The sequence below is a fragment of the Acidovorax sp. Root219 genome, assembly GCF_001428665.1.
Classification (GTDB): Bacteria; Pseudomonadota; Gammaproteobacteria; order Burkholderiales; family Burkholderiaceae_C; genus Acidovorax.
In genome coordinates, this window is sequence record NZ_LMIJ01000011.1 from 290,213 (window position 1) to 315,765 (window position 25,553).

24 protein-coding genes are annotated in these 25,553 nt (G+C 67.7%); 12 read left to right on the forward strand and 12 right to left on the reverse strand.

Going from position 1 to position 25,553, the window contains the following annotated elements; all coding sequences use genetic code 11:
* Positions 1-2: 2 nt before the first annotated feature.
* From yegQ to ASE28_RS12085, 3 genes are all read right to left on the reverse strand, one after another.
* Positions 3-1,427, reverse strand: a complete 1,425-nt coding sequence (gene yegQ / locus ASE28_RS12075) for a tRNA 5-hydroxyuridine modification protein YegQ (RefSeq protein WP_057266761.1) — start codon at positions 1,425-1,427, stop codon at positions 3-5.
* A 31-nt stretch (positions 1,428-1,458) separates the two neighbouring features.
* Positions 1,459-2,382, reverse strand: coding sequence for a tRNA 2-thiocytidine(32) synthetase TtcA (gene ttcA, locus ASE28_RS12080; protein WP_057200297.1), 924 nt, complete (start codon positions 2,380-2,382; stop codon positions 1,459-1,461).
* Positions 2,383-2,520: 138 nt separating this feature from the next.
* Positions 2,521-3,585 carry a homocysteine S-methyltransferase family protein gene (locus ASE28_RS12085; RefSeq protein ID WP_057200298.1) on the reverse strand — a complete coding sequence of 355 codons (1,065 nt, stop codon included), beginning with the start codon at positions 3,583-3,585 and terminating at the stop codon, positions 2,521-2,523.
* A 157-nt stretch (positions 3,586-3,742) separates the two neighbouring features.
* On the opposite strand from ASE28_RS12085, the gene recQ reads away from it, so the two are divergent.
* Positions 3,743-5,626, forward strand: a complete 1,884-nt coding sequence (gene recQ / locus ASE28_RS12090) for a DNA helicase RecQ (protein WP_235516109.1) — start codon at positions 3,743-3,745, stop codon at positions 5,624-5,626.
* A gap of 4 nt (positions 5,627-5,630) precedes the next feature.
* On the opposite strand, the gene ASE28_RS12095 is transcribed toward recQ, so the two are convergent.
* Both ASE28_RS12095 and ASE28_RS12100 read right to left on the reverse strand, forming a co-directional pair.
* Positions 5,631-6,698 carry a serine hydrolase gene (locus tag ASE28_RS12095; protein ID WP_057266763.1) on the reverse strand — a complete coding sequence of 356 codons (1,068 nt, stop codon included), beginning with the start codon at positions 6,696-6,698 and terminating at the stop codon, positions 5,631-5,633.
* Positions 6,637-7,734 (reverse strand): serine hydrolase, encoded by a 1,098-nt coding sequence (locus ASE28_RS12100; protein WP_082608071.1) that lies wholly within the window; start codon positions 7,732-7,734, stop codon positions 6,637-6,639. The genes ASE28_RS12095 and ASE28_RS12100 overlap by 62 nt, the downstream gene beginning before the upstream one ends.
* Positions 7,735-7,944: 210 nt before the next feature.
* Between ASE28_RS12100 and ASE28_RS12105 the strand changes: the two genes are divergently transcribed.
* From ASE28_RS12105 to ASE28_RS12115, 4 genes are all read left to right on the forward strand, one after another.
* On the forward strand, positions 7,945-9,144 hold the full coding sequence (locus ASE28_RS12105) for a threonine ammonia-lyase (RefSeq protein ID WP_057267278.1): 1,200 nt from the start codon (positions 7,945-7,947) through the stop codon (positions 9,142-9,144).
* A gap of 150 nt (positions 9,145-9,294) precedes the next feature.
* Positions 9,295-9,441 (forward strand): hypothetical protein, encoded by a 147-nt coding sequence (locus ASE28_RS32600; protein ID WP_007860492.1) that lies wholly within the window; start codon positions 9,295-9,297, stop codon positions 9,439-9,441.
* Positions 9,442-9,532: 91 nt separating this feature from the next.
* Positions 9,533-10,240, forward strand: coding sequence for a 7-cyano-7-deazaguanine synthase QueC (gene queC, locus ASE28_RS12110; RefSeq protein WP_057200302.1), 708 nt, complete (start codon positions 9,533-9,535; stop codon positions 10,238-10,240).
* A gap of 288 nt (positions 10,241-10,528) precedes the next feature.
* Positions 10,529-12,391 (forward strand): phosphoenolpyruvate carboxykinase (GTP), encoded by a 1,863-nt coding sequence (locus ASE28_RS12115; RefSeq protein ID WP_057266765.1) that lies wholly within the window; start codon positions 10,529-10,531, stop codon positions 12,389-12,391.
* A gap of 216 nt (positions 12,392-12,607) precedes the next feature.
* Here the strand turns inward: ASE28_RS12115 and ASE28_RS12120 are convergent, their stop codons facing one another.
* A complete protein-coding gene (locus ASE28_RS12120; RefSeq protein WP_057200304.1) occupies positions 12,608-13,048 on the reverse strand; it encodes a hypothetical protein in 441 nt (146 codons plus the stop codon).
* 193 nt (positions 13,049-13,241) lie between these two features.
* Positions 13,242-13,688 (reverse strand): hypothetical protein, encoded by a 447-nt coding sequence (locus tag ASE28_RS12125; RefSeq protein WP_057266766.1) that lies wholly within the window; start codon positions 13,686-13,688, stop codon positions 13,242-13,244.
* A gap of 127 nt (positions 13,689-13,815) precedes the next feature.
* Between ASE28_RS12125 and ASE28_RS12130 the strand changes: the two genes are divergently transcribed.
* The 3 genes from ASE28_RS12130 (at position 13,816) to ASE28_RS12140 (ending at position 16,213) form a co-directional block, all read left to right on the forward strand.
* Positions 13,816-14,808, forward strand: coding sequence for a LysR family transcriptional regulator (locus ASE28_RS12130; RefSeq protein ID WP_057266767.1), 993 nt, complete (start codon positions 13,816-13,818; stop codon positions 14,806-14,808).
* 12 nt (positions 14,809-14,820) lie between these two features.
* Positions 14,821-15,666: a metallophosphoesterase gene (locus ASE28_RS12135; protein ID WP_057266768.1), complete on the forward strand. Its 846-nt coding sequence runs from the start codon at positions 14,821-14,823 to the stop codon at positions 15,664-15,666.
* 124 nt (positions 15,667-15,790) lie between these two features.
* Positions 15,791-16,213, forward strand: coding sequence for a universal stress protein (locus ASE28_RS12140; RefSeq protein ID WP_057200308.1), 423 nt, complete (start codon positions 15,791-15,793; stop codon positions 16,211-16,213).
* Positions 16,214-16,290: 77 nt separating this feature from the next.
* Here ASE28_RS12140 and ASE28_RS12145 read toward each other — a convergent pair whose 3' ends face one another.
* A complete protein-coding gene (locus ASE28_RS12145) occupies positions 16,291-16,911 on the reverse strand; it encodes a TetR/AcrR family transcriptional regulator (protein ID WP_235514256.1) in 621 nt (206 codons plus the stop codon).
* Positions 16,912-17,075: 164 nt separating this feature from the next.
* The gene (locus ASE28_RS12150) at positions 17,076-17,990 is read right to left on the reverse strand and encodes a LysR family transcriptional regulator ArgP (RefSeq protein WP_057267279.1); all 915 of its coding nucleotides are present in this window, start codon (positions 17,988-17,990) and stop codon (positions 17,076-17,078) included.
* Positions 17,991-18,118: 128 nt separating this feature from the next.
* Here ASE28_RS12150 and ASE28_RS12155 point away from each other — a divergent pair, with 128 nt between their 5' ends.
* On the forward strand, positions 18,119-19,459 hold the full coding sequence (locus ASE28_RS12155) for a D-amino acid dehydrogenase (protein ID WP_057267280.1): 1,341 nt from the start codon (positions 18,119-18,121) through the stop codon (positions 19,457-19,459).
* 39 nt (positions 19,460-19,498) lie between these two features.
* Here the strand turns inward: ASE28_RS12155 and ASE28_RS12160 are convergent, their stop codons facing one another.
* Together ASE28_RS12160 and ASE28_RS12165 are read right to left on the reverse strand one after the other, a co-directional pair.
* Entirely contained in the window at positions 19,499-20,476 is a 978-nt protein-coding gene (locus ASE28_RS12160; protein ID WP_369818188.1) for a M14 family zinc carboxypeptidase, read from the reverse strand.
* Positions 20,477-20,553: 77 nt separating this feature from the next.
* Complete coding sequence (locus tag ASE28_RS12165; RefSeq protein WP_057266770.1) at positions 20,554-21,336, reverse strand: alpha/beta fold hydrolase; 783 nt, start codon at positions 21,334-21,336, stop codon at positions 20,554-20,556.
* Positions 21,337-21,534: 198 nt separating this feature from the next.
* On the opposite strand from ASE28_RS12165, the gene ASE28_RS12170 reads away from it, so the two are divergent.
* From ASE28_RS12170 to ASE28_RS12180, 3 genes are all read left to right on the forward strand, one after another.
* On the forward strand, positions 21,535-22,056 hold the full coding sequence (locus tag ASE28_RS12170) for a flavin reductase family protein (protein WP_057200312.1): 522 nt from the start codon (positions 21,535-21,537) through the stop codon (positions 22,054-22,056).
* Positions 22,057-22,218: 162 nt separating this feature from the next.
* Positions 22,219-22,674: an SH3 domain-containing protein gene (locus ASE28_RS12175; RefSeq protein WP_057200313.1), complete on the forward strand. Its 456-nt coding sequence runs from the start codon at positions 22,219-22,221 to the stop codon at positions 22,672-22,674.
* A 7-nt stretch (positions 22,675-22,681) separates the two neighbouring features.
* On the forward strand, positions 22,682-23,257 hold the full coding sequence (locus ASE28_RS12180; protein WP_057266771.1) for an MOSC domain-containing protein: 576 nt from the start codon (positions 22,682-22,684) through the stop codon (positions 23,255-23,257).
* 20 nt (positions 23,258-23,277) lie between these two features.
* Here ASE28_RS12180 and yccS read toward each other — a convergent pair whose 3' ends face one another.
* A complete protein-coding gene (gene yccS / locus ASE28_RS12185) occupies positions 23,278-25,503 on the reverse strand; it encodes a YccS family putative transporter (RefSeq protein WP_057266772.1) in 2,226 nt (741 codons plus the stop codon).
* Between the last annotated feature and the right edge of the window lie 50 nt (positions 25,504-25,553).

Sequence of the window (25,553 nt, forward strand, 5' to 3'; positions counted from 1 at the left end):
GCTCAGGCCACCAGTTCGGGCGCGGAGGCCGGCTGCTCCACCACCCGCGCCAGCAGGGCGCCCGCATAGCGCGCGGGCAGCGGAATCCACACACGCACCGGATTGCCCTGGGCCACGGCCACGGGCTGGCCGTGCATGTCGTGCATGCGCTCGAGCCGCAACTGCACATTGCCGCTCGGGTGCACCACCTCCAGCAGGTCGCCCACGGCGAAGTGGTTCTTGGTCTCCACCTGCACCCAGTCGCCGACGAGGCCCACGGCGTCCTGGCCGTCGGCGCCCAGCACTTCGCCTGCGAACTGGCTGCGCTGCGTGGCCGAATGGCCGCTGAGGTAATTCTGGTAATCCTGGCTGGGGCGGCGCTCGAGCAGGCCGCCGGTGTAGCCGCGGTTCGAGAGGCCTTCGAGCTCGACCAGCAGTTCGGGGTTGAAGGGCCGGCCGGCCACGGCGTCGTCGATGGCGCGGCGGTACACCTGCGCGGTGCGCGCCACGTAGTACAGGCTCTTGGTGCGGCCTTCGATCTTGAGCGAATTCACGCCGATCTGCGCCAGGCGCGCCACATGCTCCACGGCGCGCAGGTCCTTGCTGTTGAGGATGTAGGTACCGTGCTCATCTTCCATGATGGGCATGAGCTGGCCGGGCCGGCCCAGGTCTTCGAGCAGATAGACCTGGTCGGCCGCCGGGTGGCGTGCGCCGTCGCCACAGGTAGAGAACGACTGCTCGGCCTCCTGCTGGGCGGTGGCGAAGTCGAAGCCGGCCTCCATCTTCTGCGCCACGGCTTCGCCCGTGGTCGGGTCCACATCGGCGCCATGCGTGGCATAGCCCCAGCGGCAGGCGTTGGTGCAGGTGCCCTGGTTCGGGTCGCGGCGGTTGAAGTAGCCGCTGAGCAGGCAGCGGCCCGAATAGGCGATGCACAGCGCGCCGTGCACGAAGACCTCGATCTCCATGTCGGGGCATTCCTGGCGGATCTGCGCGATCTCGTCCAGGCTCAGCTCGCGCGAGAGGATGACGCGCTCCACACCCATCTTCTGCCAGAACTTCACGGCCGCCCAGTTGGTGGTGTTGGCCTGCACCGAGAGGTGCACGGGCACCTCGGGCCACTTCTCCTTGACCATCATGATCAGGCCGGCGTCGGCCATGATCAGGGCGTCGGGCTTCATGTCGATCACGGGCTCGATGTCGCGCAGGTAGGTGCGGATTTTGTCGTTGTGCGCGATCAGGTTGCTGGTCACGAAGAACTTCTTGCCGCGCGCATGCGCCTCGGCGATGCCCTGGCGGATCTGCTCCAGGCGGAACTCGTTGTTGCGCGCGCGCAGCGAGTAGCGCGGCTGGCCCGCGTACACGGCATCGGCACCGAAATCGTAGGCTGCGCGCATCTTGTCGAGCGAGCCGGCGGGCAGCAGCAGTTCAGGGGCTTTGAGGGCGGTCATCGGGGGGCCATCCAATCGGGTTGTGTGGGGTTCAGCGCGGCACCGGCATGGCGATGGCCTGCGGGAATTGCTCGCCATCGAAGGCCTTGTCGCCATCGGCATCGGCCACGCCGTTGGCCACCAGGCCCTGGAAGTCGAAGTGGCGCGGGTCCATGAAGTGCGAGGGCACCAGGTTGCGCAGCGCCACGGCCATGTTCTCGATGCGGCCGGGGTACAGCTGCTGCCAGTCGCGCAGCATCTGCCCGATCTGCTTGCGCTGCAGGTTCTCCTGGCTGCCGCACAGGGTACAGGGGATGATGGGAAATTCGCGCAGCTCGGCCCAGCGCGTGAGATCGGCTTCGGCCACATAGGCCAGCGGGCGAATAATGACGTGATCGCCCCGGTCGCTCTGCACCTTGGGCGGCATGCCCTTGAGCTTGCCGCCGAAGAACATGTTCAGAAAGAAGGTCTGCAGCATGTCGTCGCGGTGGTGGCCCAGCGCGATCTTGGTGCAGCCCAGCTCGTCGGCCACGCGGTAGAGGATGCCCCGGCGCAGGCGGCTGCACAGGCTGCACATCGTTTTGCCCTCGGGCACATGCTGCTTGACCACGCTGTAGGTGTCGCGCGTCTCGATGTGGAAGGGCACGCCCAGCTCCGCGAGGTACCCGGGCAGCACCTGGGCCGGAAAGCCCGGCTGCTTCTGGTCGAGGTTGACGGCGACGAGCTCGAAGCGGTGGCCGTTGCGCTGCTGCAGCATGCGCAGCACGTCGAGCATGCCGTAGCTGTCCTTGCCGCCCGAGACGCAGACCATGACCTTGTCGCCATCGGCGATCAGGCCAAAGTCGGTGATCGCCTGGCTTACCTGGCGCACCAGGCGTTTTTCGAGCTTGATGGCCTCGCGGTCGGCGCCGCTGGGGCTCCCCGCATGGGCAGTTATTTCGGCGTCGGAGGGCAAGGCGGGGGAGTCGGTCAGCATGGGGCAGGCAAGAAAGCACGGCCGCGGCCAGAACACTTGGCTGCGATCCAAAATGCCACGTTGGCATGGCGCAGGGCAACGGAAGACCCGTCGCCCCTGCCCGATTTTCGTACAGATCGGGCGCAAAGGCCCCGGTTTTCAGGCCTCGGCGGCGTAGAACATGCGGCGCGCCGGTACCGTCTCCACAGCGCGCGCAATCGCGCCGATGTGGTCGGGCGTGGTGCCACAGCATCCACCGACGATGTTCACCAGCCCCTCGGCCGCGAACTCGTGCACCAACCGGCTCGTAACTTCGGGCGTCTCGTCGAAGCCGGTGTCGCTCATGGGGTTGGGCAGGCCGGCGTTCGGGTAGCAGCTGATGAAGGTATCGCCCGCCACGCGGTTCAGTTCCTGGATGTAGGGGCGCATCAGCGTGGCGCCCAGGGCGCAGTTCAGGCCGATGGCCAGCGGGCGCGCGTGGCGCACGCTGTTCCAGAAGGCCGTCACGGTCTGGCCCGAGAGGATGCGTCCCGAGGCATCGGTGACGGTGCCGCTGATGATCAGCGGCAGGCGCTGGCCGCTGTTTTCGAAGTACTCGTCGATGGCAAACAGAGCGGCCTTGGCGTTCAGGGTGTCGAAGATGGTCTCGACCAGCAGCACGTCGGAGCCGCCCTCGACCAGCGCCTCGGTCTGCTCGTAGTAGGCGGCGCGCAGCTGCTCGAAGTCGACGTTGCGCGCGCCGGGGTCGTTCACGTCGGGGCTGATGGAGGCCGTCTTGGGCGTGGGGCCCAGGGCGCCGGCCACGAAGCGCGGCTTGTCGGGCGTGCTGTACTTGTCGCAGGCGGCGCGGGCCAGCTGCGCCGACTTGAGGTTCATCTCGCGCGCCAGGTCGGCCATCTTGTAGTCCTCTTGCGCGATGGTGGTCGCGCCGAAGGTGTTGGTCTCGATCAGGTCGGCACCGGCGGCCAGGTAGCGCTCGTGGATGTCGCTGATCACATCGGGCCGCGTGAGGCTCAAGAGCTCGTTGTTGCCCTTGACGTCGCGCGGAAAGTCCTTGAACCGGTCGCCCGCACCGCCGGGGCCGGTGTAGCCCTCGCCCCGGTACTGCGCCTCGCCCAGCTTGAAGCGCTGGATCATGGTGCCCATGGCGCCATCGAGGATGGCGATGCGTTGGGCGAGGATGTCGGGCAGCTGCTGGGCGCGGGTGTAGTGGAGGGCTTGCATCCCCCTATTGTAGAAAGTGCGGCCGCGCCCCGCATGCAGCGCACAATATGCGCCTGCCGCGCAACAGGCCAAATGGCATCTGCCAGGCCCCATTGATACAACTGGCTGCCATCGCTTGCTGAAAAAGCGCCAACGGCCCTTAAACCCGAGTATTCGTTTGTCTTCTCGTCCTTTGTCATCCGCCCCGTCACCCGCCCACACCGTCCTGCACGACGTCTTTGGCTACGAGCAGTTCCGGGGCCCCCAGCAGGACATCGTCGAGCACGTGATCGGCGGCAGCGATGCGCTGGTGCTGATGCCCACGGGCGGCGGCAAGTCGCTGTGCTACCAGGTGCCGGCCATCGTGCGCCAGCAGCAGGGGCGCGGGGTGACCATCGTCATCTCGCCGCTGATCGCGCTGATGCACGACCAGGTGGGCGCCCTGCACGAGGCGGGGGTGGATGCGGCCTTCCTGAACTCCACGCTGAGCTTCGACGAGGCGCAGGACGTGGAATTTCGCCTGCAGACCGGGGCCATCACGCTGCTCTACGCGGCACCCGAGCGGCTGAACACGCCGCGCTTCCTGGGCCTGCTCGACAGCCTTTACAACGAGGGGCACCTGTCGCTCTTCGCCATCGACGAGGCGCATTGCGTGAGCCAGTGGGGCCACGACTTCCGCCCCGAGTACCGCGCCCTCACGGTGCTGCACGAGCGCTATGCCGGCGTGCCGCGCATCGCGCTCACCGCCACGGCCGACGACCTCACGCGCGCCGACATCATCGAGCGCCTGCAGCTCGAGGACGCGCGGCTGTTCATCAGCAGCTTTGACCGGCCCAACATCCGCTACCGCATCGAGGAAAAGAAGGACGCCACCACACAGCTGCTGCGCTTCATCGAGCGCGAGCACGCGGGCGAAGCCGGCGTGGTGTACTGCCAGTCGCGCAAGCGCGTGGAAGAACTCGCCTCGACCCTGAGCGACGCGGGCCTCACCGCCCTGCCCTACCACGCAGGCCTGGACACCAAGGTGCGCCAGAGGAACCAGGACCGCTTCCTGCGCGAGGAAGGCATCGTGATGGTGGCCACCATCGCCTTCGGCATGGGGATCGACAAGCCCGACGTGCGCTTCGTGGCGCACGTGGACATGCCCAAGAATATCGAGGGCTACTACCAGGAGACCGGCCGCGCGGGCCGCGACGGCCTGAACGCCGATGCCTGGATGGCCTATGGCCTGAACGATGTGGTCAACCAGCGCCGCATGATCGACGAGAGCCCTGCGGGCGAGGAGTTCAAGCAGGCGCTGCGCGGCAAGCTCGACGCGCTGCTGGCCCTGGCCGAGGCCACCGATTGCCGGCGTGTTCGGCTACTGGCCTATTTCGGCGAAGCGTCCACCCCCTGCGGCAACTGCGACAACTGCCTCACGCCCCCCGCCATCTGGGATGCGACCGACGCGGCGCGCAAGCTGCTGTCCACCATCTACCGGGTGCAGCAGGTCAGCCGCATCGGCTTTGGTGCCGGCCACATCATGGACATCCTGCGCGGCAAGCAGACCGAGAAGGTGCTGCAGTTCGGGCACGAGAAGATCTCCACCTTCGGCATCGGCGCCGACCTGTCAGAGCCCCAGCTGCGCGGCGTGCTGCGCCAGTTGATCGCCACCGGCGCCCTGGGCCTGCAGAAGGTGATGCTGGACAGCGGCCACAGCTTCGACACCCTGTGCCTCACCGAAGGCTCGCGCGCCGTGCTCAAGGGTGAGGTGCCGGTACAACTGCGCGAGTCGGTGTCGGCCGCGCCAGCCAAGCGCACCCGCAAGGGCAGCGCGCCACCGGCCGCCGCCGCCAACCTGGGGCCCGATGCGCAAGTGCGCTTCATCAACCTCAAGGCCTGGCGCGCCGAGGTGGCCAAGGAGCACAACCTGCCGGCCTACGTGATCTTCCACGACGCCACCCTGGCGGCCATCGCCGAGCGCAACCCTGCCACCCTGGAAGACCTGCAGGGCATCAGCGGCATGGGTGCCAAGAAGCTCGAAGCCTACGGCAGCGAGGTGCTGCGCGTCTGCGCGCAGTAGGGCTTCAGCGGCCGGGCTTCTTGCCCGGAAAGAAGGTCTGCGTGAGGGCCCGGCCGATCTGCTCGAAGGCCCTGCCGGCCTCGCCATGCTCGTCCAGGTCCTCGGCGCAGGTGGCCACCACGATGGCGGCGCGGCCGCCGTCCTGCGGGTTGACCACGCCCATGTGGCAGGCGCGGTGCAGCTGGGTGCCCGTCTTGTGGATGAAGCGCTCGCTGCGCGGCAGGCCGGCTTCGAGCCGGTAGGCGTCGTAGGTGGCGTACTTCAGGTCGGTGAACAGGCGCTGCTGGTGCGCGGGCGAGAGCAGCTTGCCGGTGACCAGCTTTTCCAGCATGCCGCCGTAGGATGTAAGCGGTGCCGAATTGAGTCCGCGCGCGTAGTAGCGCTGGTAGGCCTCGTCCATGGTCTTCACGCGCAAGTCGGTCGTGGCCACGTCGATGGTGCGCGCCAGCGCATCCACGCGCTTCGGCCCCATCGGTGCGGAAGCCAGCCGCACCAGGTCCATGTTGGCCATCTTGCGCGCACCGGGGTGCAACTCGGCATACACGTCGTAGCGCACCTGCGTGAAATCGGTGATGCGCTCGACCCCCTTGGCACCGAGCAGGTCGCGCGCGCGGCGGTTGAGCGTGTCGTCGCCGATGGTGCGGATCAGCATGTTGGCGGCGGTGTTGTCACTCTCCATCAGCATGCGCTTGAGCAATGCGTCCAAGCGGTAGCGGGTGCCGGCCTTGTTCCAGACCACGTTGCCCGAGCCGTCAACCTTGTCCGTGTCTTGCAACGTCACCTGCTCGGTAAGGCTGTGTTTTCCCTGCTCGACCTCCTGCAGCAGGGCAATGGCCACCGGCAGCTTGGCCGAGGAGCCCAGGTACCAGGGCCGGTCAGCCTGGTAAGACAGCACCTCGCCAGTGTCCAGCCGCTTGACGTAGACCCCGAGCTGCCCGGGAGTGGCCTGGTCGATCTTCTCGATCTGCTGGCGCAGCGCGTCGCTCCACGCGGCGCCATGCGCCGTCAGGCTAGCGCTCGCCAGGATCAGCGCGGTGCACCACGCGCGCAACGGGAGGGCACTCTGGGTCATGGGTTCTTCCGTCGGTCAGCAGGCCAGAGTTGCACAGGGCCGCCCCTACGTCGCGCAGGGCACGGTCTGAACGCGCGCTGGACAGCTCTCCACGCGTACAGGCAACCACGATAACCCGCTGGTCGCGGCCCAGGCGTGGGACAGTGACCAATCCGGAGTCGCATGTGCGCGCCCTTTGCGTGCCGGTCTTGTGCGCAAAGCGCGCCGTCTTGGGCAAGCCGGCCTGCACGCGGTGGACCCCCGTCTGCACCCGCTCCATCACCCCGAGCAGGTAGCGTGTGTGCGCGCCATGGAGCACCTTGCCGTTGACCAGCAGCTCCAGCAGATCAGCATAGGCATCCAGCCGGCCCGAGTTCAGCCCGCCCGCGTAGTAGGCCTCGAAGGCATCGCCCACACTGGGCAGCAGGAAGGACACGGCCGGCACGTGCAGCAGGCGGGATAGCACCTGCACCCGGTCCGCGTCGCTGCGCTGGCGCTTGATGATGAGGAAGTCATGGCCCGAGAGGTGGGACGCCTGCGGCGTCAGGTAGCCATAGGCATGGCGGCGCACGTCGGCCAGGCTGGTGATGCGCTCGAAGCCCCGGGGCACGAGCTGCTCGACCAGGGCATTCACGGCGCGGATGCCGACCAGCCCGATCAGCATGTCGCTAGCCGTGTTGTCGCTGTAGATGACCATCTGTTCCAGCAGATAGCGGATGCTCAGCGCCGCCCCAACGGGCTTGGCGTTGGTATGGCCCGCACCGTCCACATAGTCGGCAGCACGCACGCGCAGCCTGGTATCCAGCGTGAAGTCGCCCCGCTCCACGGCCTGCAGCACCGCCAGCGCCACCGGGATCTTCACCGTGGAGGCCAGGTACCAGCGCTCCTGGCCGCGATGGGACACAGCGATTCCGCTCTCCAGATCGCGCACGTAGACGCCGATGCCGGCGGTGTTCTGCGCCGCCACCTGGGTGAGTTCGGCCTGCAGCAGTTCAGGCCAGGCAGGGCGCGGTGACGGGGCGCCCTGAGCATGCGCAGAGCCCACAACCAGCGCCATGGCGGACAGCGTCAACGAATGGAAAAAAGCCTTTGGACGGGCGATGGCGGGCACCTCCGTAAACCCGCAAAGGTACACCCCGCCCCTCGTGGGGCCGGTAACACACTGTGATCCGAGGGGTTACCGAGTCAAGAATCCGTGCATGGCATTCCACCGCCCTGTGAAGCGAGCCTGTCGCAAAAGGCGCTGCGGGGCGCCACAATGGCACCCATGCTGACCCTCAACGACATCCAAGCCGCCGCCGCCCGCGTCCAGGGCCATGTGCTCGACACCCCCTGCGTCGAGTCCAAGACGCTCTCCCAGATCGTGGGCGCCCAGGTGTTCCTCAAGTTCGAGAACCTGCAGTTCACGGCCTCCTTCAAGGAGCGCGGGGCCTGCAACAAGCTGATGCAGCTGAGCGCTGAAGAACAGGCACGCGGCGTGATCGCCATGAGCGCCGGCAACCATGCCCAGGGGGTGGCCTACCATGCGCAGCGCCTGGGGCTGCATGCGGTGATCGTGATGCCGCGCTTCACACCGGGCGTGAAGGTGCAGCGCACGCGCGGCTTCGGTGCCGAGGTCGTGCTGCACGGCGACACGCTCGAAGAAGCGCGCGCCCATGCCTACCAACTGGCCGAGCAGCGCAGCCTGACCTTCGTGCACCCCTACGACGACGAGGCCGTGGCTGCCGGCCAGGGCACGCTGGGGCTGGAGATGCTGGCGGCCGTGCCCGACCTCGACGCGCTGGTGATCGCGGTGGGCGGCGGCGGCCTGATCTCGGGCGTGGCCACCGCGGCCAAGGCGATCCGCCCGGGCATCGAGATCATCGGCGTGCAGACCTCGCGCTTCCCGGCCATGGTCAACGCCATCCAGGGTACGCAGCACCCGCAGGGCACCTCGACCATCGCCGAAGGCATTGCCGTGGGCACGCCCGGCAAGATCACGCAGGAGATCATCCGGCGCCTGGTGGACGACCTGGTGCTGGTGGACGAAGGCGACATCGAGCAGGCCGTGCTGATGCTGCTGGAGATCGAAAAGACCCTGGTCGAGGGCGCAGGCGCCGCCGGCCTGGCGGCACTGGTGCGCTACCCCGAGCGCTTCAAGGGCAAGAAGGTGGGACTGGTGCTGTGCGGAGGCAATATCGACCCGCTGCTGCTGGCGGCCATCATCGAGCGCGGCATGGTGCGCTCGGGCCGGCTGGCACGCGTCAAGGTCAGTGCGCGCGACATCCCGGGCGTGCTGGCACGCATCACGGCCATGGTGGCCGACACGGGCGCCAACATCGAGGAGGTGCACCACCAGCGCGCCTTCACCATGCTGGCCGCGCAGAATGTGGAGATCGAACTGGTGCTGCAGACGCGGGGCAAGGCCCATATCGAAGAGGTGCTGCAACACCTGCACGATGGGGGCATGGAAGCCGTGCTGATCTGATACGGATTTGCCTTCAACCGTATAACGTCGTTGGTTCGCCTTGCCGTGCTACAGCACTGNATACGATCGAATGCAAATCCGTATGAGGGAGTTGGTCCTGCCTCCCACTCCGGCTAGAATTGCGCAAGTTTTAAGCATCTGGAGCCCCGCATGTCCGACCACAATACCCCCCACGCCCCTGAAGAGCATCCGGCCGACGCCGTGGAAAACGTGGTGCCGCTGATGCCCATCGTGCTGCCCGTGGTGGGCGGCATCATGATGTTTTTGCTGGCGTTCATCGCCGTGAACATGGCCTGATCGCCACGGAGCGCCCCACACGCTTCCATGGTAGCCCCGCGCAGCGGGGCTTTTTTTCGTCCTTTTTTCTTCAACCCCCAGGAGCTGCCCCATGAGACCCGGAAGCGCATTGGTTCTTTTCTCCGGTGGACAGGATTCCACCACCTGCCTGGCCTGGGCGCTCACGCACTTCGCCCATGTCGAGACCGTCGGCTTCGACTATGGCCAGCGCCACCACATCGAGCTCACGGCCCGCCAGACCGTCCTCGCGGCCGTGCGCGAGCGCTTTCCGCAATGGGCTGGCCGGCTCGGCGAGGACCACATGCTCGACCTGGCGGTGCTGGGCCGCATCAGCGACACGGCGCTGACCAGCGAGACCGAGATCCAGATGACCGCCGCCGGCCTGCCCAACACTTTCGTGCCCGGGCGCAACCTGTTGTTCTTCAACCTGGCGGCCGCCGTGGGCTACCGGCGCGGGCTGCACACCCTGGTGGGCGGCATGTGCGAGACGGACTTCTCAGGCTACCCGGACTGCCGCGACGACACGCTGAAGGCGCTGCAGGTGGCCGTGTCGCTGGGCATGGGCCAGCGCTTCACCTTCGAGACCCCGCTGATGTGGCTGGACAAGGCCGACACCTGGCAAATGGCGAAGGACCTGGGCGGGCAGGCGCTGGTGGACGTGGTGCTGGAGCAATCGCACACCTGCTACCACGGCGTGCGCGGCGAGCGCCACGCCTGGGGCTACGGCTGCGGCACCTGCCCGGCCTGCGCCCTGCGCAAGGCCGGCTACGAGCGCTGGGTAGGCTCGACTGGCGCCTGACGCGCCCATTTGAAAGACATAACCCCATGCAATTTTTGCATGGATTTAGACCCTGTCTGACAGACAAGCGGGCGGTAGATTCATAAAATCGACATCCCAGCCGACCCGCGGAATCCGTGGAATCCGTCCTCCACCCCGTGGGGATGACCCGCGCCCCGCCCGCCGACTGAGCAAGAAAGCCGTTTTTTCAAAGGCAGCGCTCAGCATCCGCACCTGCGCCAGGCCTTTCGCCCCGGGTCCCGGGACGCTTCCTTTGAAAAGACTGTTTTTCAACTTAGGAAGCTCCCGATGAACGCACCCACCATGCAGGGCCTGAATCTCAACGCCCCCTCGCACGTCAAGAATGCCCGGCTGATCGCCTGGGTGGCCGACATGGCCGCCCTGTGCAAGCCCGACAACATCTACTGGTGCGATGGCAGCAAGGAAGAGTACGACCGCCTGTGCCAGCAACTGGTCGATGCCGGCACCTTCACGAAGCTCAACCCCGCCAAGCGCCCCGGCAGCTTCCTGGCCTGCTCGGACCCGACCGACGTGGCCCGCGTGGAAGACCGCACCTACATCTGCTCGGCCGCCAAGGAAGACGCCGGCCCGACCAACAACTGGATGGCCCCGGCCGAGATGCGTGCCACGCTGCAGCCCCTGTTCGACGGCTGCATGAAGGGCCGCACCATGTACGTGGTGCCCTTCAGCATGGGCCCACTGGGCTCGCCGATTGCGCACGTGGGCATCGAGCTGTCCGACAGCCCCTATGTGGCCGTGAACATGAAGATCATGACCCGCATGGGCAAGGCCGTGTACGACGTGCTGGGCGTGGACGGTGATTTCGTGCCCTGCGTGCACACCGTGGGCGCTCCCCTGGCCGCCGGCCAGGCCGACGTGAAGTGGCCCTGCAACAAGACCAAGTACATCGTGCACTACCCCGAGACGCGCGAGATCTGGAGCTACGGTTCGGGCTACGGCGGCAACGCACTGCTGGGCAAGAAGTGCTTCGCTCTGCGCATCGCCTCCACCATGGGCCGCGACCAGGGCTGGCTGGCCGAGCACATGCTGATCCTGGGCGTGAGCAACCCCGAAGGCCAGAAGTACCATGTGGCCGCCGCCTTCCCCAGCGCCTGCGGCAAGACCAATTTCTCGATGCTGGTGCCGCCGGATGCCTTCGACGGCTGGAAGGTCACCACCATCGGCGACGACATCGCCTGGATCAAGCCCCAGTCCGACGGCAGCCTGCGTGCCATCAACCCCGAGGCTGGCTACTTCGGCGTGGCTCCCGGCACCAACACACTGACCAACCCCAACTGCATGGCCAGCCTGGACAAGGACGTGATCTTCACCAACGTCGCCCTGACCGATGACGGCGACGTCTGGTGGGAAGGCATGGAAAAGGACACCGGCGGCCTGCCCGCCCACCTGATCGACTGGCAAGGCAACGACTGGACACCCGAGATCGCCAAACAGACCGGCGCCAAGGCCGCCCACCCCAACGCCCGCTTCACGGTGGCCGCCACCAACAACCCCGCGCTCGACCCCGCCTGGGACGACCCCAAGGGCGTGAAGATCGACGCCTTCATCTTCGGCGGCCGCCGTTCGACCACGGTGCCGCTGGTGACCGAGGCACGCAACTGGACCGAAGGCGTCTACATGGCCGCCACCATGGGCTCCGAGACGACAGCCGCTGCCGCTGGCCAGCAGGGCGTGGTGCGCCGCGACCCGTTCGCGATGCTGCCCTTCATGGGCTACAACATGAGCGACTACTTCCAGCACTGGCTGAGCCTGGGCGAGAAGCTGGCTGCATCGGGCGCCACCCTGCCCCGCATCTACACCACCAACTGGTTCCGCAAGGACGAGGCCGGCAAGTTCGTCTGGCCCGGCTACGGCGAGAACATGCGCGTGCTCAAGTGGATGATCGACCGCCTGGAAGGCAAGGCCACGGGCGAAGAGACCATGTTCGGCGTGGCCCCGGCCTACGCCGAGATCAACTGGACCGGCCTGGATTTCAGCGCTGCCCAGTTCAACACCGTGACCAGCATCGACAAGGCCGCCTGGGCCGAAGAGCTCAAGCTCCACACGACGCACTTCGAGCAGTTGGCCTACCACCTGCCACAGGCCCTGCTGGACACCAAGGCTGCCATCGAAAAGCGCCTGGCTGCCTGATGGCATTTCTGGTGCCTGGCTTGCCGGCACCATAAAAAAGCCGCCCCGACTGCAAGGTCCGGGCGGCTTTTTCACGGCAGGCGCTTTGGCGAAGTGTTGGCAGGGTGGTTGGTGAGAAACCCAGAAGCAACAAAAAAGCCGTGGCACACGCCACGGCTTGAATGTATTGCGAGGGTAGCCAGACCGGTCGCGCGCGGCGACCGGCGGGCTGACCGCTCAGTTGTACCCGCGGATGTCGTTCAACGTGGGCACACCCATGGCATGGTTCAGCTCGGCCATGATGCGCGGGTCGCGGATGGCGACTTGCCAGGTGCGCTGGTCTTCGGCCGCACGGCGATTGCTTTCGACCCAGCGGGCGAAGCCGGCACGCAGCGAAGCGGCAGCACGGCGGGCAGGTACGGACAGCAGGGCCAGCGCGGCGAATGCCACCAGCCACAGCACCATCCAGGCGGCCAGCAAGTGGCCTTCGCTCCAGGTGTCGATCACCTGGTTGGCGACCACCAGCAGGGCGGAGACGACGGCCGCCAGCAGCAGGGAGGACGCGCCACGGGCGCTGTCAAAGCTGGCTGCGATGCCCTTGATGGCAGCGGCAGCGTTTTGGGCGCGGATCACGCCAGAGTGTTCGGTAGGATAGTCAACGTGTGCAAAATTGGTCATTTCGGTTCCCCTTATCAGCGCTTTTGGCGACATTGCCGGGCGAGTGACTGAATCTTAGGGTTTACCCCATGTGTTATCAAGTTTATATCTTGAATCACTGCCATTCACGGCAGTGATGGCCTGTAGGTGCAGCCCCGCCAGCAACAAAAAAGCCGTGGCATGCCACGGCTTTGCAGCGCAAAAGCTAACCGGCTCAGTAGTACTTGCGGATGTCGCTCATCCCATGGTTCAGTTCGGCCATGATGCGCGGATCGCGCAGGGCGACATGCCAGGTGCGGCGGTCTTCGGCGGCGTGGCGGCGGTCTTCGGCGGCGTGGCGGCGGCTTTCGGCCCAGGTGGAAGCAGCGGCGCGCAGGGCCAGTCCGGCACGGCGGGCCGGTGCGGACAGCAGGGCGAGGGCGGCAAACGCCACCAGCCACAGCACGACCCAGGCCGACAGCAGGTGGCCTTCAGTCCAGCGATCGACCACCTGGTTGGCCAGCACCAGCAGGGCAGAGACCACAGCGGCCAGCACCAGGGAGGCAGCGCCACGGGCGCTGTCGAAGCCTGCGGCGATGCCCTTGAGGGCAGCCGCAGCCTTTTCGGCGCGGATCACGCCAGGGTGTTCGGTTGGATAGTCCACGTGTACAAAATTGGTCATTTCGGTTCCCCTATCGAGCGCTTTTGGCGACATTGCCGGGCGATGTCGCAATACTAGGGTTTACCCTTTAGTCTTTCAAATTTATATGTTGAATCATTGGTATTCACATTGGTGATGATTTGAAACCATGTCCAGCCGCCTCAACTTCCGCTCCCTCGACCTGAACCTGCTCAGGGTCTTTGACGAAGTCATGGCCGAGCGCAGCCTGACCAAGGCGGCGCACAAGCTGTCGCTGACCCAGCCGGCCGTGAGCAACGCCATGCGCCGCCTGCGCGAGGTGCTGGGCGACGACCTGGTGGTGCGCAGCGGCCAGGGCGTGGAGCCCACGCCCCGGGCCCTGGCCCTGTGGCCCCCCATTCGCGATGCGCTCACGCAGTTGCAGGAATCGCTGGCACCCGGCCGCTTCGACCCGGCCACGGCCGAATCCACCTTCGTGCTGGCCATGGCTGATGCCACGGGGGCGACCCTGGTGCCCGGCCTGGTGGAGATTCTGGAGAGCGAGGCGCCCGGTGTCGCGGTGCGGGTGGTGCCCTTGACCACGCGCGACCCGCGCCGGCTGCTGGAGGAAGAGGCAGCCGACATGGCCGTGGGCTACTTCCCCGCGGTGCTGGCCGACCTCACGGCGCGCGAGCAGTCGGGTGGCATGGTGTCGTTCGAGAGCCGGCGTCTGTACGACAGCGAATACATGTGCGTGATGCGCCAGGGCCACCCGCTGGCCCATGCGCCCCTCACGCTGGATGCCTACTGCGAGGCACGCCACATGCTGGTGAGCTTTTCGGGCCGGCCCTTCGGCTTCATCGACGAGGCGCTGGCATCGCTCGGGCGGCGCCGGCGCGTGGTGCTCACGGTGAACCAGTTCTTCACGGCGGGCCGCGTGGTCTCAGGTTCAGACATGCTGACCGTTCTGCCGCGCCACTTCGTACCGGTGACCGGGATCGCCGACGCCCTGGTGCAGCGCAACCTGCCCTTCGACGTGCCGCCCGTGCACGTGGACGCACTGTGGCGCCGCAACAGCACGCAGGAGGCGGCCATGGGCTGGCTGCTGTCGGCATTGGCGCGCGCGGCACGGCGCGCCTTTCCCCAAGGGGAGCCCGGCCATTCGGCCGGCGCGACCCCTTAGACTGCACAGCCCATGAAAATCCAGATCCTGTCCGACCTGCACCTCGAAGCCAACCCCGATTTCCTGCCCGAGCCCGCACCGGGCGCCGACCTGCTGGTTCTGGCGGGCGACATCGGCTCCTACCAGGAGGGGGGGCGCATGCAGGACGAGGACTTCGGCCTGGCGCGTTTTTCGCCGCTGCCGCAGTTCGCCGGCTGGCCTACGCCGGTGCTGTTCGTCCCGGGCAACCATGAGTACGACGCGCTCGACTTCGACACCGCCCACGCGCGCCTGCGCGCCACCTGTGAGCGCCTGGGCATCCGCATGCTGGAGCGCGAGACGCTGGTGATGGACAGCGTGCGCTTCGTGGCCACCACCCTGTGGGCGGACTACGACGCGCTGGCGGACAATGCGCAGGTGACAGATCTCGCCCGGCGCCTGAAGCTGCGCGAAAAGGCCTTTCGCGCGGCCAACCACTACCTGCGCAAGACCGGCGGCACCAAGGACGGCGAGCCCTTCCTGGCCGAGCCCATGCGCGAGCTGGCGCTGGTGTGCACAGAGTGGCTGCGCGAAGCACTGGCCACGCCCTTCGACGGCACCACGGTGGCCATCACCCACTTTGCGCCGAGCCTGCGCAGCGCCGACCCGCGCTACGGCGTGGTGCCGGGTACGGCCGGCTTTTGCAATGTGCTCGATGAGCTGCTGCCCCATGCGCAGGTATGGATCCACGGTCACCTGCATGCGCCGAGCGACTACACGGTGCAGGGCACGCGGGCCGATGGCAGCCCCTTTGCATGCCGGGTGGTGGCCAACCCGCTGGGTTATGCCCGCAATGGAGAACAGGAAACCTTCCGGCCCCGTTACTATGTAACCGTATGATGGCCTGCACGGGCTACCCACCCGTGCAGCGCAGGAAGAAAACCTGACACAGGTCAAGACAACAATCGCCGGCGCCCCTTACCCTGGCCACTCTGGTCTGGCCATTCCAACAAGGAGAACTCGCATGAACATCCTGCTCGCTGTCGACGGCAGCGCCTTTACCAAGAAAATGCTCGCCTACCTGGCTGCGCACGAGGAACTGCTGGGCCCCAAGCACAACTACACGGTGCTTACCGTGCAGGCGCCCCTGCCCGCCCGCGCCCGTTCGGCCCTGGGCAAGGAAGCCGTGGACACCTACCACGCCGAGGAAGCCGACAAGATCCTGGCCCCGGTGCTCAAGTTCATCTCCCGCCAGGGCGTGCAGGCCAAGACCATCGTCAAGGTCGGTCAGGTCGGTGAAACCATTGCCAAGGTGGCGGACTCCGGCCGATACGACCTGTTGGTGATGGGCTCGCACGGCCATGGTGCGCTCGCTACCCTGGTCATGGGCTCCGTCACGACGCAGGTGCTGGCGCACTGCAAGGTGCCGGTGTTGCTGGTGCGCTGAGTTGGCGGCGGCATGCGCCGCCCCCTCATGCAAAACGCCCGGAATGCCGGGCGTTTTCGCGTGCAGTCACCACCACTTCACCTCGAGACCAGCCCATCGAAGCAGGTGCGCAGCACCAGGTCCACGATCTCGGCGTCGGAGTACTGGCCGCCTTCCTTGAGGAAGGTCACCACTGGATCGCAGGCGCGTGCGTACAGCGTGTACAGAACCACCAGCGGGGGCAGCGTGGGGTTGATCACGCCCTGTGCCTGGGCTTGCACGATCCACTCGCCGATCTGGTCGCTCACGGTGACCAGGCCGTCGAGGTAATCCTTGTCGGCCATGAGCACGGCGCGCAGCGTGGAGTTGCGGCTGGGCAGCAGCGGCATTTCGTTGGTCAGCAGGCGCTCCAGCGACCAGCGCACCAGGGCGCGCAGCTTCTCGTGCGCTGGCAGCTCGGCCGGAAGCGCGCTCAGGTAGGTACGCACCCGCGCGAGGATCTGCACCATGGCGGCACTGCACAGCTCTTCCTTGCTGCAGAAGTGCTTGTACAGGCTGGCCTTGGCGATGCCCACCGCATTGGCGACATCGTCCATGGTCATGGCGTCGAAGGCCTTTTCACCCAGCAGGCGACAGGCCGACTGGAGGATCGCGCCCTCCCGAGCCTGATGCATCTGCTCCTTGAAGGACACTTTGGGTTGTAGCGTGGTGGTGGACATGGACCCCATCTTATACATTGCAGTAAAAAAATAAATGACAAAGTTGCAATACAACTACGCCGTTCACGTTTTAGTCTGCAGGAATCGTGCCGCCCCACTGCGGGGAGTGCCATTTCGTGCGGGTTACCCCCTGTTGACTGCTTTTACAGCCCCGGGCTTGTAGTTCACGGCTGGGTCAGCGTTTTTGCAGCCGTGGCCGTGAGCGCGGCGGTCAGGGCATCGAGCACCACCGACTCCAGGTTCCAGCAGTGCCAGTACAGCTGGATGGGCAGGGCATGGCCGGGAGCGAGGTCGACCATGCTGCCGTCGGCGATGGGCCCGCGCGCAAGCAACTCGGGCACCACACCCACGGCCCAGCCAGCGGCGACGGCGCGCATCTGGCCCTCGGTGCTGGGCACGAACAGGTGGTTGAGCGCCACGCGCTTGAGCCCAAAGGTGCGCGCCACGAACTCGGCCGCCATGTCGTCCTTACGGTTGAACGACAGAAAGGACACCTCGCGGAAGTTGTGCGGCGTGAGCCCATGGGGCAGGTGCTTCGCGGCAAATTCGGCCGATGCCACGGCCACGTAGCGCATGGCACCGAGCGGCACCATCTTGCAGCCGCGCAGCGCCTGCTTGAGCGTGGTGACGCAGCCCAGCACCTGGCCCGAGCGCAGCCACTCCTGCGTGAAGTCCTGGTCGTCGACGATGATTTCCAGCGGCAGGCGCTGGCCCACCAGCTCGTGCAGCGCGCCCATGGCCCAGGTGGCGATGCTGTCGGCATTGATGGCGATCGAGATGCGCTCGTCCTCGCGCGTGGCACCGGGGGCGCTGGGGGCCAGCTCCTGCAGGTCGCGCTCCAGGTCGGCGCGCAAGAGGCGCATCTGCTTGGTGTGCTTGAGCAGCAACTGCCCCGCCGAGGTCGGCCGCAGCGGCCGGCTGCGCACGATGAGCACCGAGCCCACCTGGGCCTCCAGCGCACGCAGGCGCTGGGAGACAGCCGACTGCGTGACGTTCAGGCGCTGGGCGGCGCGCTCGAAACCGCCCTCTTCGACGATGGCGGCAAGACATTCCAGGGCGGCGGGGTCGTAGGTGCTCATGGCGGGGATCTCGGCAAACGGGTGCAAGGGTGGCCTTGTGGGCACTGCTTGCATTAGACAGACTGATGCGTTTGGATTGAGTTTAATTTTGCTTTTAGTAGAACGCAATGTGGATCACACTGCCATCCATGAAAACCATCATCCTGGGCGCCGGCATCATCGGCATCAGCACCGCGTGGCACCTGCTGGAGCGCGGCCACGAGGTCGTCGTGGTCGACCGCCAGCCTGATGCGGCGCTGGAGACCAGTTTCGCCAACGCCGGCCAGATCTCGGTGAGCTACTGCGAGCCCTGGGCCAACCGGGAGGCGCCGCTCAAGGCGCTCAAGTGGATGTTCGACAAGGAGGCGCCGCTGCTGTTCCGCCCCCAGCTCGACTGGGAGCAATGGCGCTGGGGCCTGAAGTTCCTGGCCCAGTGCAATGACAGGGCCTTCGAGCGCAATGTGCAGCAGATCGTGGCGCTGGGCGCCTACAGCCATGCCGCGCTCAAGGACCTGGTGGCCACCACCGGCATCGACTACAACCGGCTCGAACGCGGCATTGCCCACTTCTACACCGACCAAAAATCCTTCGACGATGCCGGCCACGCGGTGGAGCTGATGCGCAAGCATGGTGTGCAGCGTCGCCTGGTGAGCAAGGAAGAGCTGCTGCAGATCGAGCCGGCATTCAAGGCCTATGGCGATCACATCACCGGCGGCACCTATACCAGCACCGACGAGAGCGGCGACGCCCGCGTGTTCACCCAGGCCCTGGCCAAACGCTGCGCGGAGCGCGGCGTGCAGTTCCTGTACGGGCACGACGTGCTGCGCCTGAACAAGATCGGCGACACCATCGATTCGGTGGCCGTCATGGCCCGCAGTGGCGCGAATGGCCTCAAGAAGGACTTCCTGCTCCAGGCCGATGCGGTCGTGGTGGCCTGCGGCTCCTACAGTGCGCCGCTGCTGCGCACGGTGGGCGTGGACCTGCCGATCTACCCCGGCAAGGGCTACAGCGCGACCTTCCCGCTGCTGCGCCCCGAGGCGGCGCCCTCGGTCTCGACCATCGACGACGGCCGCAAGATCGCCATGAGCCGCCTGGGCAATGTGCTGCGCGTGGCCGGCACCATCGAGCTGGGCGGCTACGACCTGTCACTCGACTCCCCCTTGGCCAAGGCCCGCTGCCACATGCTGTCGCGCCGCATCGAGGAAATCTTGCCCGGCGTGTGCGACACGCGCACGCCCGAGCAGGGCGGCAACCCGCAGTACTGGACGGGCCTGCGCCCCGCCACCCCGACCAACATCCCCTTCATCGGCCGCACCCGCGTGGGCAAGCTCTGGGTCAACGCCGGCCACGGCACCCTGGGCTGGACGCATGGCGCGGGCTCGGGCAAGGCGCTGGCCGAGCTGATCAGCGGCGAGCAGCCGGCGATGCACTTCGGCTTCCTGGGCGAGCGGGCCGCACGGCCCCGCAGAGCGACCCTCGCCACCTCCTGAACGCAGCGGGACCGGCCGCAGCAGCAGCGGCCGGCTTACTCACGGTCTGGGCTCGGGAGCCTGGGCCTCAGTCCAGTGCTCGCCCATCCAGCGCAGCAGGTCCTGCCACATGGAGCGCACCTCGGCATCCGCCGGCATGTTCAACGCATGCGGCAGCTCGATGGTGACCACCGGCATGCCCCGGTGCACGCCGCCGTAGTTTCCCAGCGAGCCCGGGAAGATGCCCACCTGGTCCAGCCACAGGCGGCCCAGCCGCTCGGGCGGCGACAGCGGGCCGTCGAAATCGAGCACGCCATAGGGCGCATGGATGCTCACGATCAGCTGCGGCCGGAAGGCCGCCATCTGCGCGTGCAGAAACTGCGACTCGGGTTCGGACAGCGGTGACTTGCCGGGGAAGCGACGAGGGTCGCGTTTGGTGCGCTTGTCCCAGTACAGCGGCGCATCCTTCTCCCAGCCGGGGGTGGGGAAGTTGCGGTTCAGGTCCACGCCACGGCCATTGGTGCGCGTGGCCGGCTTGGCCAGCAGGCCATCGGGGTTGAGTACCGGGATGAAGCGCCAGTGCACCGGCCGCTCGCTCTGCTCGGCCAGGGCGATCCAGCGCAGGGCCAGCGCCGCAGCCGTGAGTTCATCGCCATGGATGGCGCCGGCAATCAGCACGCGCAGCGGTGCATCGGCGGCACCCCGCACCACCGGCGCAGGCACGTCGCGCCAGAACAGGGGCACGCCATGGGCCGACACGGAGCCGCTGGGCGTGAGCAGTGCTTCCTCGCACTGCGTGCGCGAAACCGAAGGCAGGCGCTGCAGGAACAGCGCGCAGGCCCCGGGTCCACTGGGTTCTGCCACGGGGGCAGCCGCCACCACGGGCGCTGGCACCACGGCATCTGCCGCCGGCAGGCTGGCGGCATTCCGTGCTGCGGTGACCAGGGTCGTCTGTGCGGGCGTGGGCCGCTGGGCGCTCGCTCCACGCTCCACCCCGCTGCGCGGCGCCATCCACAGGCCCCCTGCGGCCAAGGCCACGAGCAAGGTACCCGCCAGCGCCGGGCCCCACCAGCCCGGTGCCTGCAACGCAACGGAAGAACCCGAACGGCCTTGTGTCAATGCAGAACCCGCGAGGAAGCCAGGAAATCCGCCAGCGCGCCATCGAAACCGTCGGGGTCTTCGAGCTGCGGCCAGTGGCCCGCATGCGGCAGGCTCAGGTGGCGCGCATCGGGCAGCACATGGGCCAGGGCCTGCAGCGCAGCGGGCGGCGTGCAGCGGTCCTGCGCGCCGCCGATGATCAGCGCCGGCATGTGCAGCCGGCCCAGCACGCCGGCACTGCGGTCGAAGGTGGAGAGCGCCTGCAGCGCGCGCCGGTAGGAACCTCTGTACACCTGTGACAGGGCATGGGTGGCCAGGCGCACGCCTTCGGGCAGCGCGCCGCTGCCGGTGAACTGCGGCACCAGGGCCTGGGCCAGCGATTGCATGTCGCCCTGCGTGGCGTCGAGGGCCGCAAGGCGCGGCTCCACCCAGTCCGCCACGGCCTGCGCATCCAGGGCGGGGCCGCCGGCGCACAGCACCAGGCGGCGCACCAGGGCGCTCTGGCGCACGGCCACCTCCAGCGCCACCATGGCGCCCATGCCGTGGCCGACCAAGGTGACGGGGCCGCACTGCAACGCATCGATCAGCGCCATGCAGGCTTCGGCCAGGCCCTTGAAGCCATAGGGTTCGATGGGGGCGCTGTTGCCATAGCCGGGCATGTCCCAGGCCACGGCCCGGTAGCCCAGGCTGGCCAGGGCTTCGACCTGGGGCGCAAAGGTCAGGTGGCCACCATCGGCGTCGTGCAGCATGAGCACGGTATGCCCGCTGCCCAGGGTGGAGAAATGGGGGAGAAGTGCCATGGGTATCCTGCGCAATCCCTGCCATGGCAAGGGTCGGTTCATGATAGCCGAGGTGTTTTTAACCCCGGACGGCGGTCAGGACATCCACGCCCCAGGCCCCGCATGCGCGACACCTGCAGCGCCCCCGGCCGCAACAGGGCCGTGGCATGCAGCCCATAATGGCCCCCTGCCCTTTTTCGGCCCCTGCGCCTGCCCTTTGTGAACCGCCCCCTGCCCCGCCCTGCCCTTGCCCGGCCCCCGAGCTTCTCCGCCCGCGAGTTCCGCGATGCGCTGGGCATGTTTGCCACCGGCGTCACCATCGTCACGGCGCGCAACGAGGACGGCACGCTGGTGGGGCTCACGGCCAGCTCGTTCAACTCTGTCTCGCTGGACCCGCCGCTGGTGCTGTGGAGCCTGTCGCGCGGCGCCAGCACCATGCCCACCTTTGCCAACGGCGCGCACTACGCGATCAACGTGCTGGCCGCAGACCAGAAGTCGCTGGCCGAGCGCTTTGCCACACGCGGCATCGACCGCTGGGCGGGCGTGGAACACCATGCCGGCATCAACGGCGCCCCGGTGCTCGATGGCGCGGCCGCCAGCTTCGAGTGCTTCAACCGCAGCCGCTATGAAGAGGGCGACCACCTGATCTTCGTGGGCGAGGTCGAGCGCTGCAGCCACCGTGCCGGTGTGCCCCCGCTGCTGTACCACGGCGGGCGCTTTTACACCGAGCATCCGCTGTAGACCGCTGGTGTGCCACAAGCCCACGCATCCCGCTGCGGCATGCGCCGGGGTTTTGACATGCACGGCGAAGCTGGAAGAATGGCCGGATCGCTTCCGGCCGCACCAGGCACCAACCCATGCCTGAGGGCGCTGCCGGGCCCGCCCTGCCTGCACTGGAGCCCCATGTCACTGCCCCGTCGCCTTCTCGCCTCCTGTCTCATCGGCCTGGTCCTGGCCACATCCGCCCAGGCGGCTCCACCGCGCAACATGGTCAGCGTGGCCAAGCCCGAGATCAACCTGCGCGCTGGTGCCGGGACCCGGCATCCAGCGTTGTTCACGCTGGGACGGGGCTTTCCACTGGAAGTCATCGGGCGCAGCGGCAACTGGCTGAAGGTGCGCGATTTCGAAAGAGACACCGGCTGGGTCCACCGCCCTCTGGTGGGCAAGACGCCTCACCACATCGTCAAGAGCCCCCGTGCCAACATCCGCAGTGCCCCGAGCACGCGCAGCCGGGTGCTGGGGACGGCGGAGAACGGCGAGGTGCTGCGCACCCTGGAGCGGCGCAGCGAGTGGGTCAAGGTCCAGCAGGACGGCGGCCCCAGGGGTTGGGTGGCCGGCCGCCTACTGTGGGGCTGGTGAGCGCCGAATGCAGGTGCGCAGCATCAACACGGGCAGTGCCCGGCGCCTGAAGGTGGGAGAGCGCAGCGTGCTCACCGCCATCGGCAAGCACCCGGTCGAGGGCCCCGTGGCCGTGCACCGCCTGGGCCTTGAGGGCGACGAGCAGGCCGACCCGAGCGTGCATGGCGGCCTGGACAAGGCCGTGTATGCCTACCCCGCCGCACACTACGCGTTCTGGCAGGCGCAGCGCCGCGAGCATGGTGTGAGCCTGTTCGATGAAGTGTTGCCTGCGGGCTTCGCGGGCGAGAACCTGACCGTGGACGGGCCGCTGGAGCACGAGATCTTCGTGGGCGACACCCTGCACTTCCCCGATTGCGTGCTGCGCGTGACCGCACCGCGCGAGCCCTGCTTCAAGTTCAACGCGGTGATGGGCTTTGCCCAGGCCAGCCGCGCGATGGCGCTGGCGGGCTGCTGCGGCTACTACCTGGCGGTGGACGAACCCGGCAGCATCGCCGCCGGCCAGCGCGCCACACTGGTGCCCGGCCGGCGCTCGCTGGGCATTGCGCAGGCCTTCGCTGCCAAGTTCGCAAAGCATTCGCGCTGACGCTGCAAGGCGCTTGCACGCTACACGGCCCGGCCGTGCGGCGGCTCCACCAGTTGCCGCGCCTGCTCCTGCAATTGCGGGAAGACCTTGCCCACCAGCGCCAGCTGAGCGGCCATGAGGCTGCGGGCCGGAGCGTGGGGCGGCGCGCTGCCGGTGGGGCCGAACTCCTGCAGCACCTGTGCCACGGCCGGCGCTGCAGGCGCTTTGCCGGTTCGCGCACCACTGGCCTGCTGGGCCTGCTCCAGCTTTTCAGCCAGTTGCTGCAGCGACAGCAGCAGGGCGCTGGCCATCTCCTCGTCTGCCGCGTCCATATCCGCCCCGGCCCCCCCGCGCTGCGCACCCAGGGCCGAGAGGTAATTGAGCTGGGTGTGCGACAGGCGCAGGAAGTTGGCCACCACCTCCACGTTGCCGCGCACGCTGCGCGGCTCCTTGAGCATGGCGCTGTAGGAGTTGGACAGCGCGGCATCGGCATTGTGCGCATTGCGCCGCGCCAGGCGGTATTCCAGGTGGTCGCGCTTGCCGCCGTGGTACTGCGCCAGGATGGCGCGCAGATACAGGGCCTGGGTCTGCAGCACCTGGGCCGCCAGCCGCGGCCACTGGCGCGACTGCCAGTGCGGCAGCACCAGCCAGGAGGCAGCGGCCGCGATCAGGCAGCCGGCGGCGGTGTCCAGCAGGCGCGCCAGGATCACGCCCTGGGCCATGCCCATCTGGTGAAAACCGAGCAGCAGCAAGGTGGTGACCGCAGCCGTGGCCAGCACGTAGCGGGTGTGCCGCGCGCCGAAGAACACCGCACCGGCGAACACCAGCAGCGCGGCCTGCACCAGCGCCCCCGGAAACAGCTGGATCGCCGCCCAGCCCATGGCCAGGCCGATGGCTGTGCCCTTGGCGCGCTGCAGGAGCCGCGTCTGCGTGGCCGCGTACTGCGGCTGGCTCACGAAGACGATGGTCAGCAGGATCCAGTAGCCGTGCGGGTCGCTGGTGGCCTGCATGAGGGCAAAGCCCGCCAGCAGCGACAGGGCCAGGCGCACGCTGTGGCGCAGCCAGGGCGACTGCGCGTGCAGCTGCGCACGCACGCGGCCCCAGGCATCGCGCAGGCTGCGCGGTTCACGGTCGAGCAGGGCATGGTCGGCGGCGCCCTGGGCGGCGGCATCGCCTGCCAGGGCACCCGCAAACACCCCGGCCATGGCCGCCAGGTTGTGGCCCAGGGCATGCAGTGAGCGCAGGGGCCGGGCCATGGAGGCCGCCCCCTGCGTGCCAACGAGGTCAGCGGCAATGCCATCCTGGTGCGCGATGGCGGCCTGCAGGTCCTCGATGGCGCGGGAGGTCATGCCCCCGTGCTGCGGGAGCGATTGCTGCTGGATGGCCAGCGACAGCTTGAGCGATTGCTCACCCAGCAGCGTGAGCACGCGCTGGCAGCGGTACAGCACGTCGCTGTGGAAGAACGCCGTGGCCAGCAGGTCGTAGTGCTCGTGCGAGGAGCTCACGCGCTCGTGCACGTCCTGCGCGGCCAGGTACTGGTGCATGGCGGTCTGCAGCCAGGCGGGTCGCTGGCCCCGACCCATGCGGCTCATGAGGCTTTCCTTGGCGGCGTTGAGGGCATCCACCACGCGCCCGTTGTGCAGGGCCAGCGCCATGCGCCGGCGCTCCAGGTCCACGTCGCGCACGGGCTCCAGCAGCAGGGCCTTCAGGCGCAGGTACTCGCCCAGCACCGCATACAGCCGGGCCAGGCGAAAGCGCACCGGCGCGCGCGGCATGGCCCCGGCCCAGGCCACCGACACCAGGCCATACCAGGCGGCACCGGCCAGCATCAGCGGCGTCGCCTGCGCTGCCCCGGCGCGGCTGGTGTGGGCGGCCAGGGCCGCATAGATGAACAGCACCAGCGAGCCGAAGGCAATGGCGCGGTAGCGCTCGCCAAGCGCCCCCAGCACGGTGAACGCCAGGGCCGACAGCGCCAGCACCCCCATCAGCGCCCAGGGCCAGGCCACCGTGGCCCACACCGCCAGCGCCATCAGGCCAAAGCAGCCCAGCGCCAGCAGCTGCGCGCGCAGGCGGCCACGCCAGCTGTCGTCGGTTTCGGTCAGGGCGCTGGCGATCACGCCCAGCAGCACCGGCATCAGCTCGGCCTGCCAGCCGGCCCACCAGCCCCAGGCCAGCACGGCGGCCAGCGCGCAGAAGGCCCGCGCCCCGCGCGTGACACCTTCATGGTTGCGTGCGCGCTGCCAGCTGGATTTCCAGGATTCGTCCACGGGACTGCCTCACATTAGGGATTACCCTAATATTAAGCAATAAACCGGCC

What these genes read in the sequence shown, in the direction of transcription:
- yegQ (WP_057266761.1), bottom strand. Translation starts at nt 1,427, where the DNA reads ATGACCGCCCTCAAAGCCCCTGAACTGCTGCTGCCCGCCGGCTCGCTC.
- ttcA (WP_057200297.1), bottom strand. Translation starts at nt 2,382, where the DNA reads ATGCTGACCGACTCCCCCGCCTTGCCCTCCGACGCCGAAATAACTGCC.
- ASE28_RS12085 (WP_057200298.1), bottom strand. Translation starts at nt 3,585, where the DNA reads ATGCAAGCCCTCCACTACACCCGCGCCCAGCAGCTGCCCGACATCCTC.
- ASE28_RS12095 (WP_057266763.1), bottom strand. Translation starts at nt 6,698, where the DNA reads ATGACCCAGAGTGCCCTCCCGTTGCGCGCGTGGTGCACCGCGCTGATC.
- ASE28_RS12100 (WP_082608071.1), bottom strand. Translation starts at nt 7,734, where the DNA reads ATGGCGCTGGTTGTGGGCTCTGCGCATGCTCAGGGCGCCCCGTCACCG.
- ASE28_RS12105 (WP_057267278.1), top strand. Translation starts at nt 7,945, where the DNA reads ATGCTGACCCTCAACGACATCCAAGCCGCCGCCGCCCGCGTCCAGGGC.
- ASE28_RS32600 (WP_007860492.1), top strand. Translation starts at nt 9,295, where the DNA reads ATGTCCGACCACAATACCCCCCACGCCCCTGAAGAGCATCCGGCCGAC.
- queC (WP_057200302.1), top strand. Translation starts at nt 9,533, where the DNA reads ATGAGACCCGGAAGCGCATTGGTTCTTTTCTCCGGTGGACAGGATTCC.
- ASE28_RS12115 (WP_057266765.1), top strand. Translation starts at nt 10,529, where the DNA reads ATGAACGCACCCACCATGCAGGGCCTGAATCTCAACGCCCCCTCGCAC.
- ASE28_RS12120 (WP_057200304.1), bottom strand. Translation starts at nt 13,048, where the DNA reads ATGACCAATTTTGCACACGTTGACTATCCTACCGAACACTCTGGCGTG.
- ASE28_RS12125 (WP_057266766.1), bottom strand. Translation starts at nt 13,688, where the DNA reads ATGACCAATTTTGTACACGTGGACTATCCAACCGAACACCCTGGCGTG.
- ASE28_RS12130 (WP_057266767.1), top strand. Translation starts at nt 13,816, where the DNA reads ATGTCCAGCCGCCTCAACTTCCGCTCCCTCGACCTGAACCTGCTCAGG.
- ASE28_RS12135 (WP_057266768.1), top strand. Translation starts at nt 14,821, where the DNA reads ATGAAAATCCAGATCCTGTCCGACCTGCACCTCGAAGCCAACCCCGAT.
- ASE28_RS12140 (WP_057200308.1), top strand. Translation starts at nt 15,791, where the DNA reads ATGAACATCCTGCTCGCTGTCGACGGCAGCGCCTTTACCAAGAAAATG.
- ASE28_RS12145 (WP_235514256.1), bottom strand. Translation starts at nt 16,911, where the DNA reads ATGTCCACCACCACGCTACAACCCAAAGTGTCCTTCAAGGAGCAGATG.
- ASE28_RS12150 (WP_057267279.1), bottom strand. Translation starts at nt 17,990, where the DNA reads ATGAGCACCTACGACCCCGCCGCCCTGGAATGTCTTGCCGCCATCGTC.
- ASE28_RS12155 (WP_057267280.1), top strand. Translation starts at nt 18,119, where the DNA reads ATGAAAACCATCATCCTGGGCGCCGGCATCATCGGCATCAGCACCGCG.
- ASE28_RS12165 (WP_057266770.1), bottom strand. Translation starts at nt 21,336, where the DNA reads ATGGCACTTCTCCCCCATTTCTCCACCCTGGGCAGCGGGCATACCGTG.
- ASE28_RS12175 (WP_057200313.1), top strand. Translation starts at nt 22,219, where the DNA reads ATGTCACTGCCCCGTCGCCTTCTCGCCTCCTGTCTCATCGGCCTGGTC.
- ASE28_RS12180 (WP_057266771.1), top strand. Translation starts at nt 22,682, where the DNA reads ATGCAGGTGCGCAGCATCAACACGGGCAGTGCCCGGCGCCTGAAGGTG.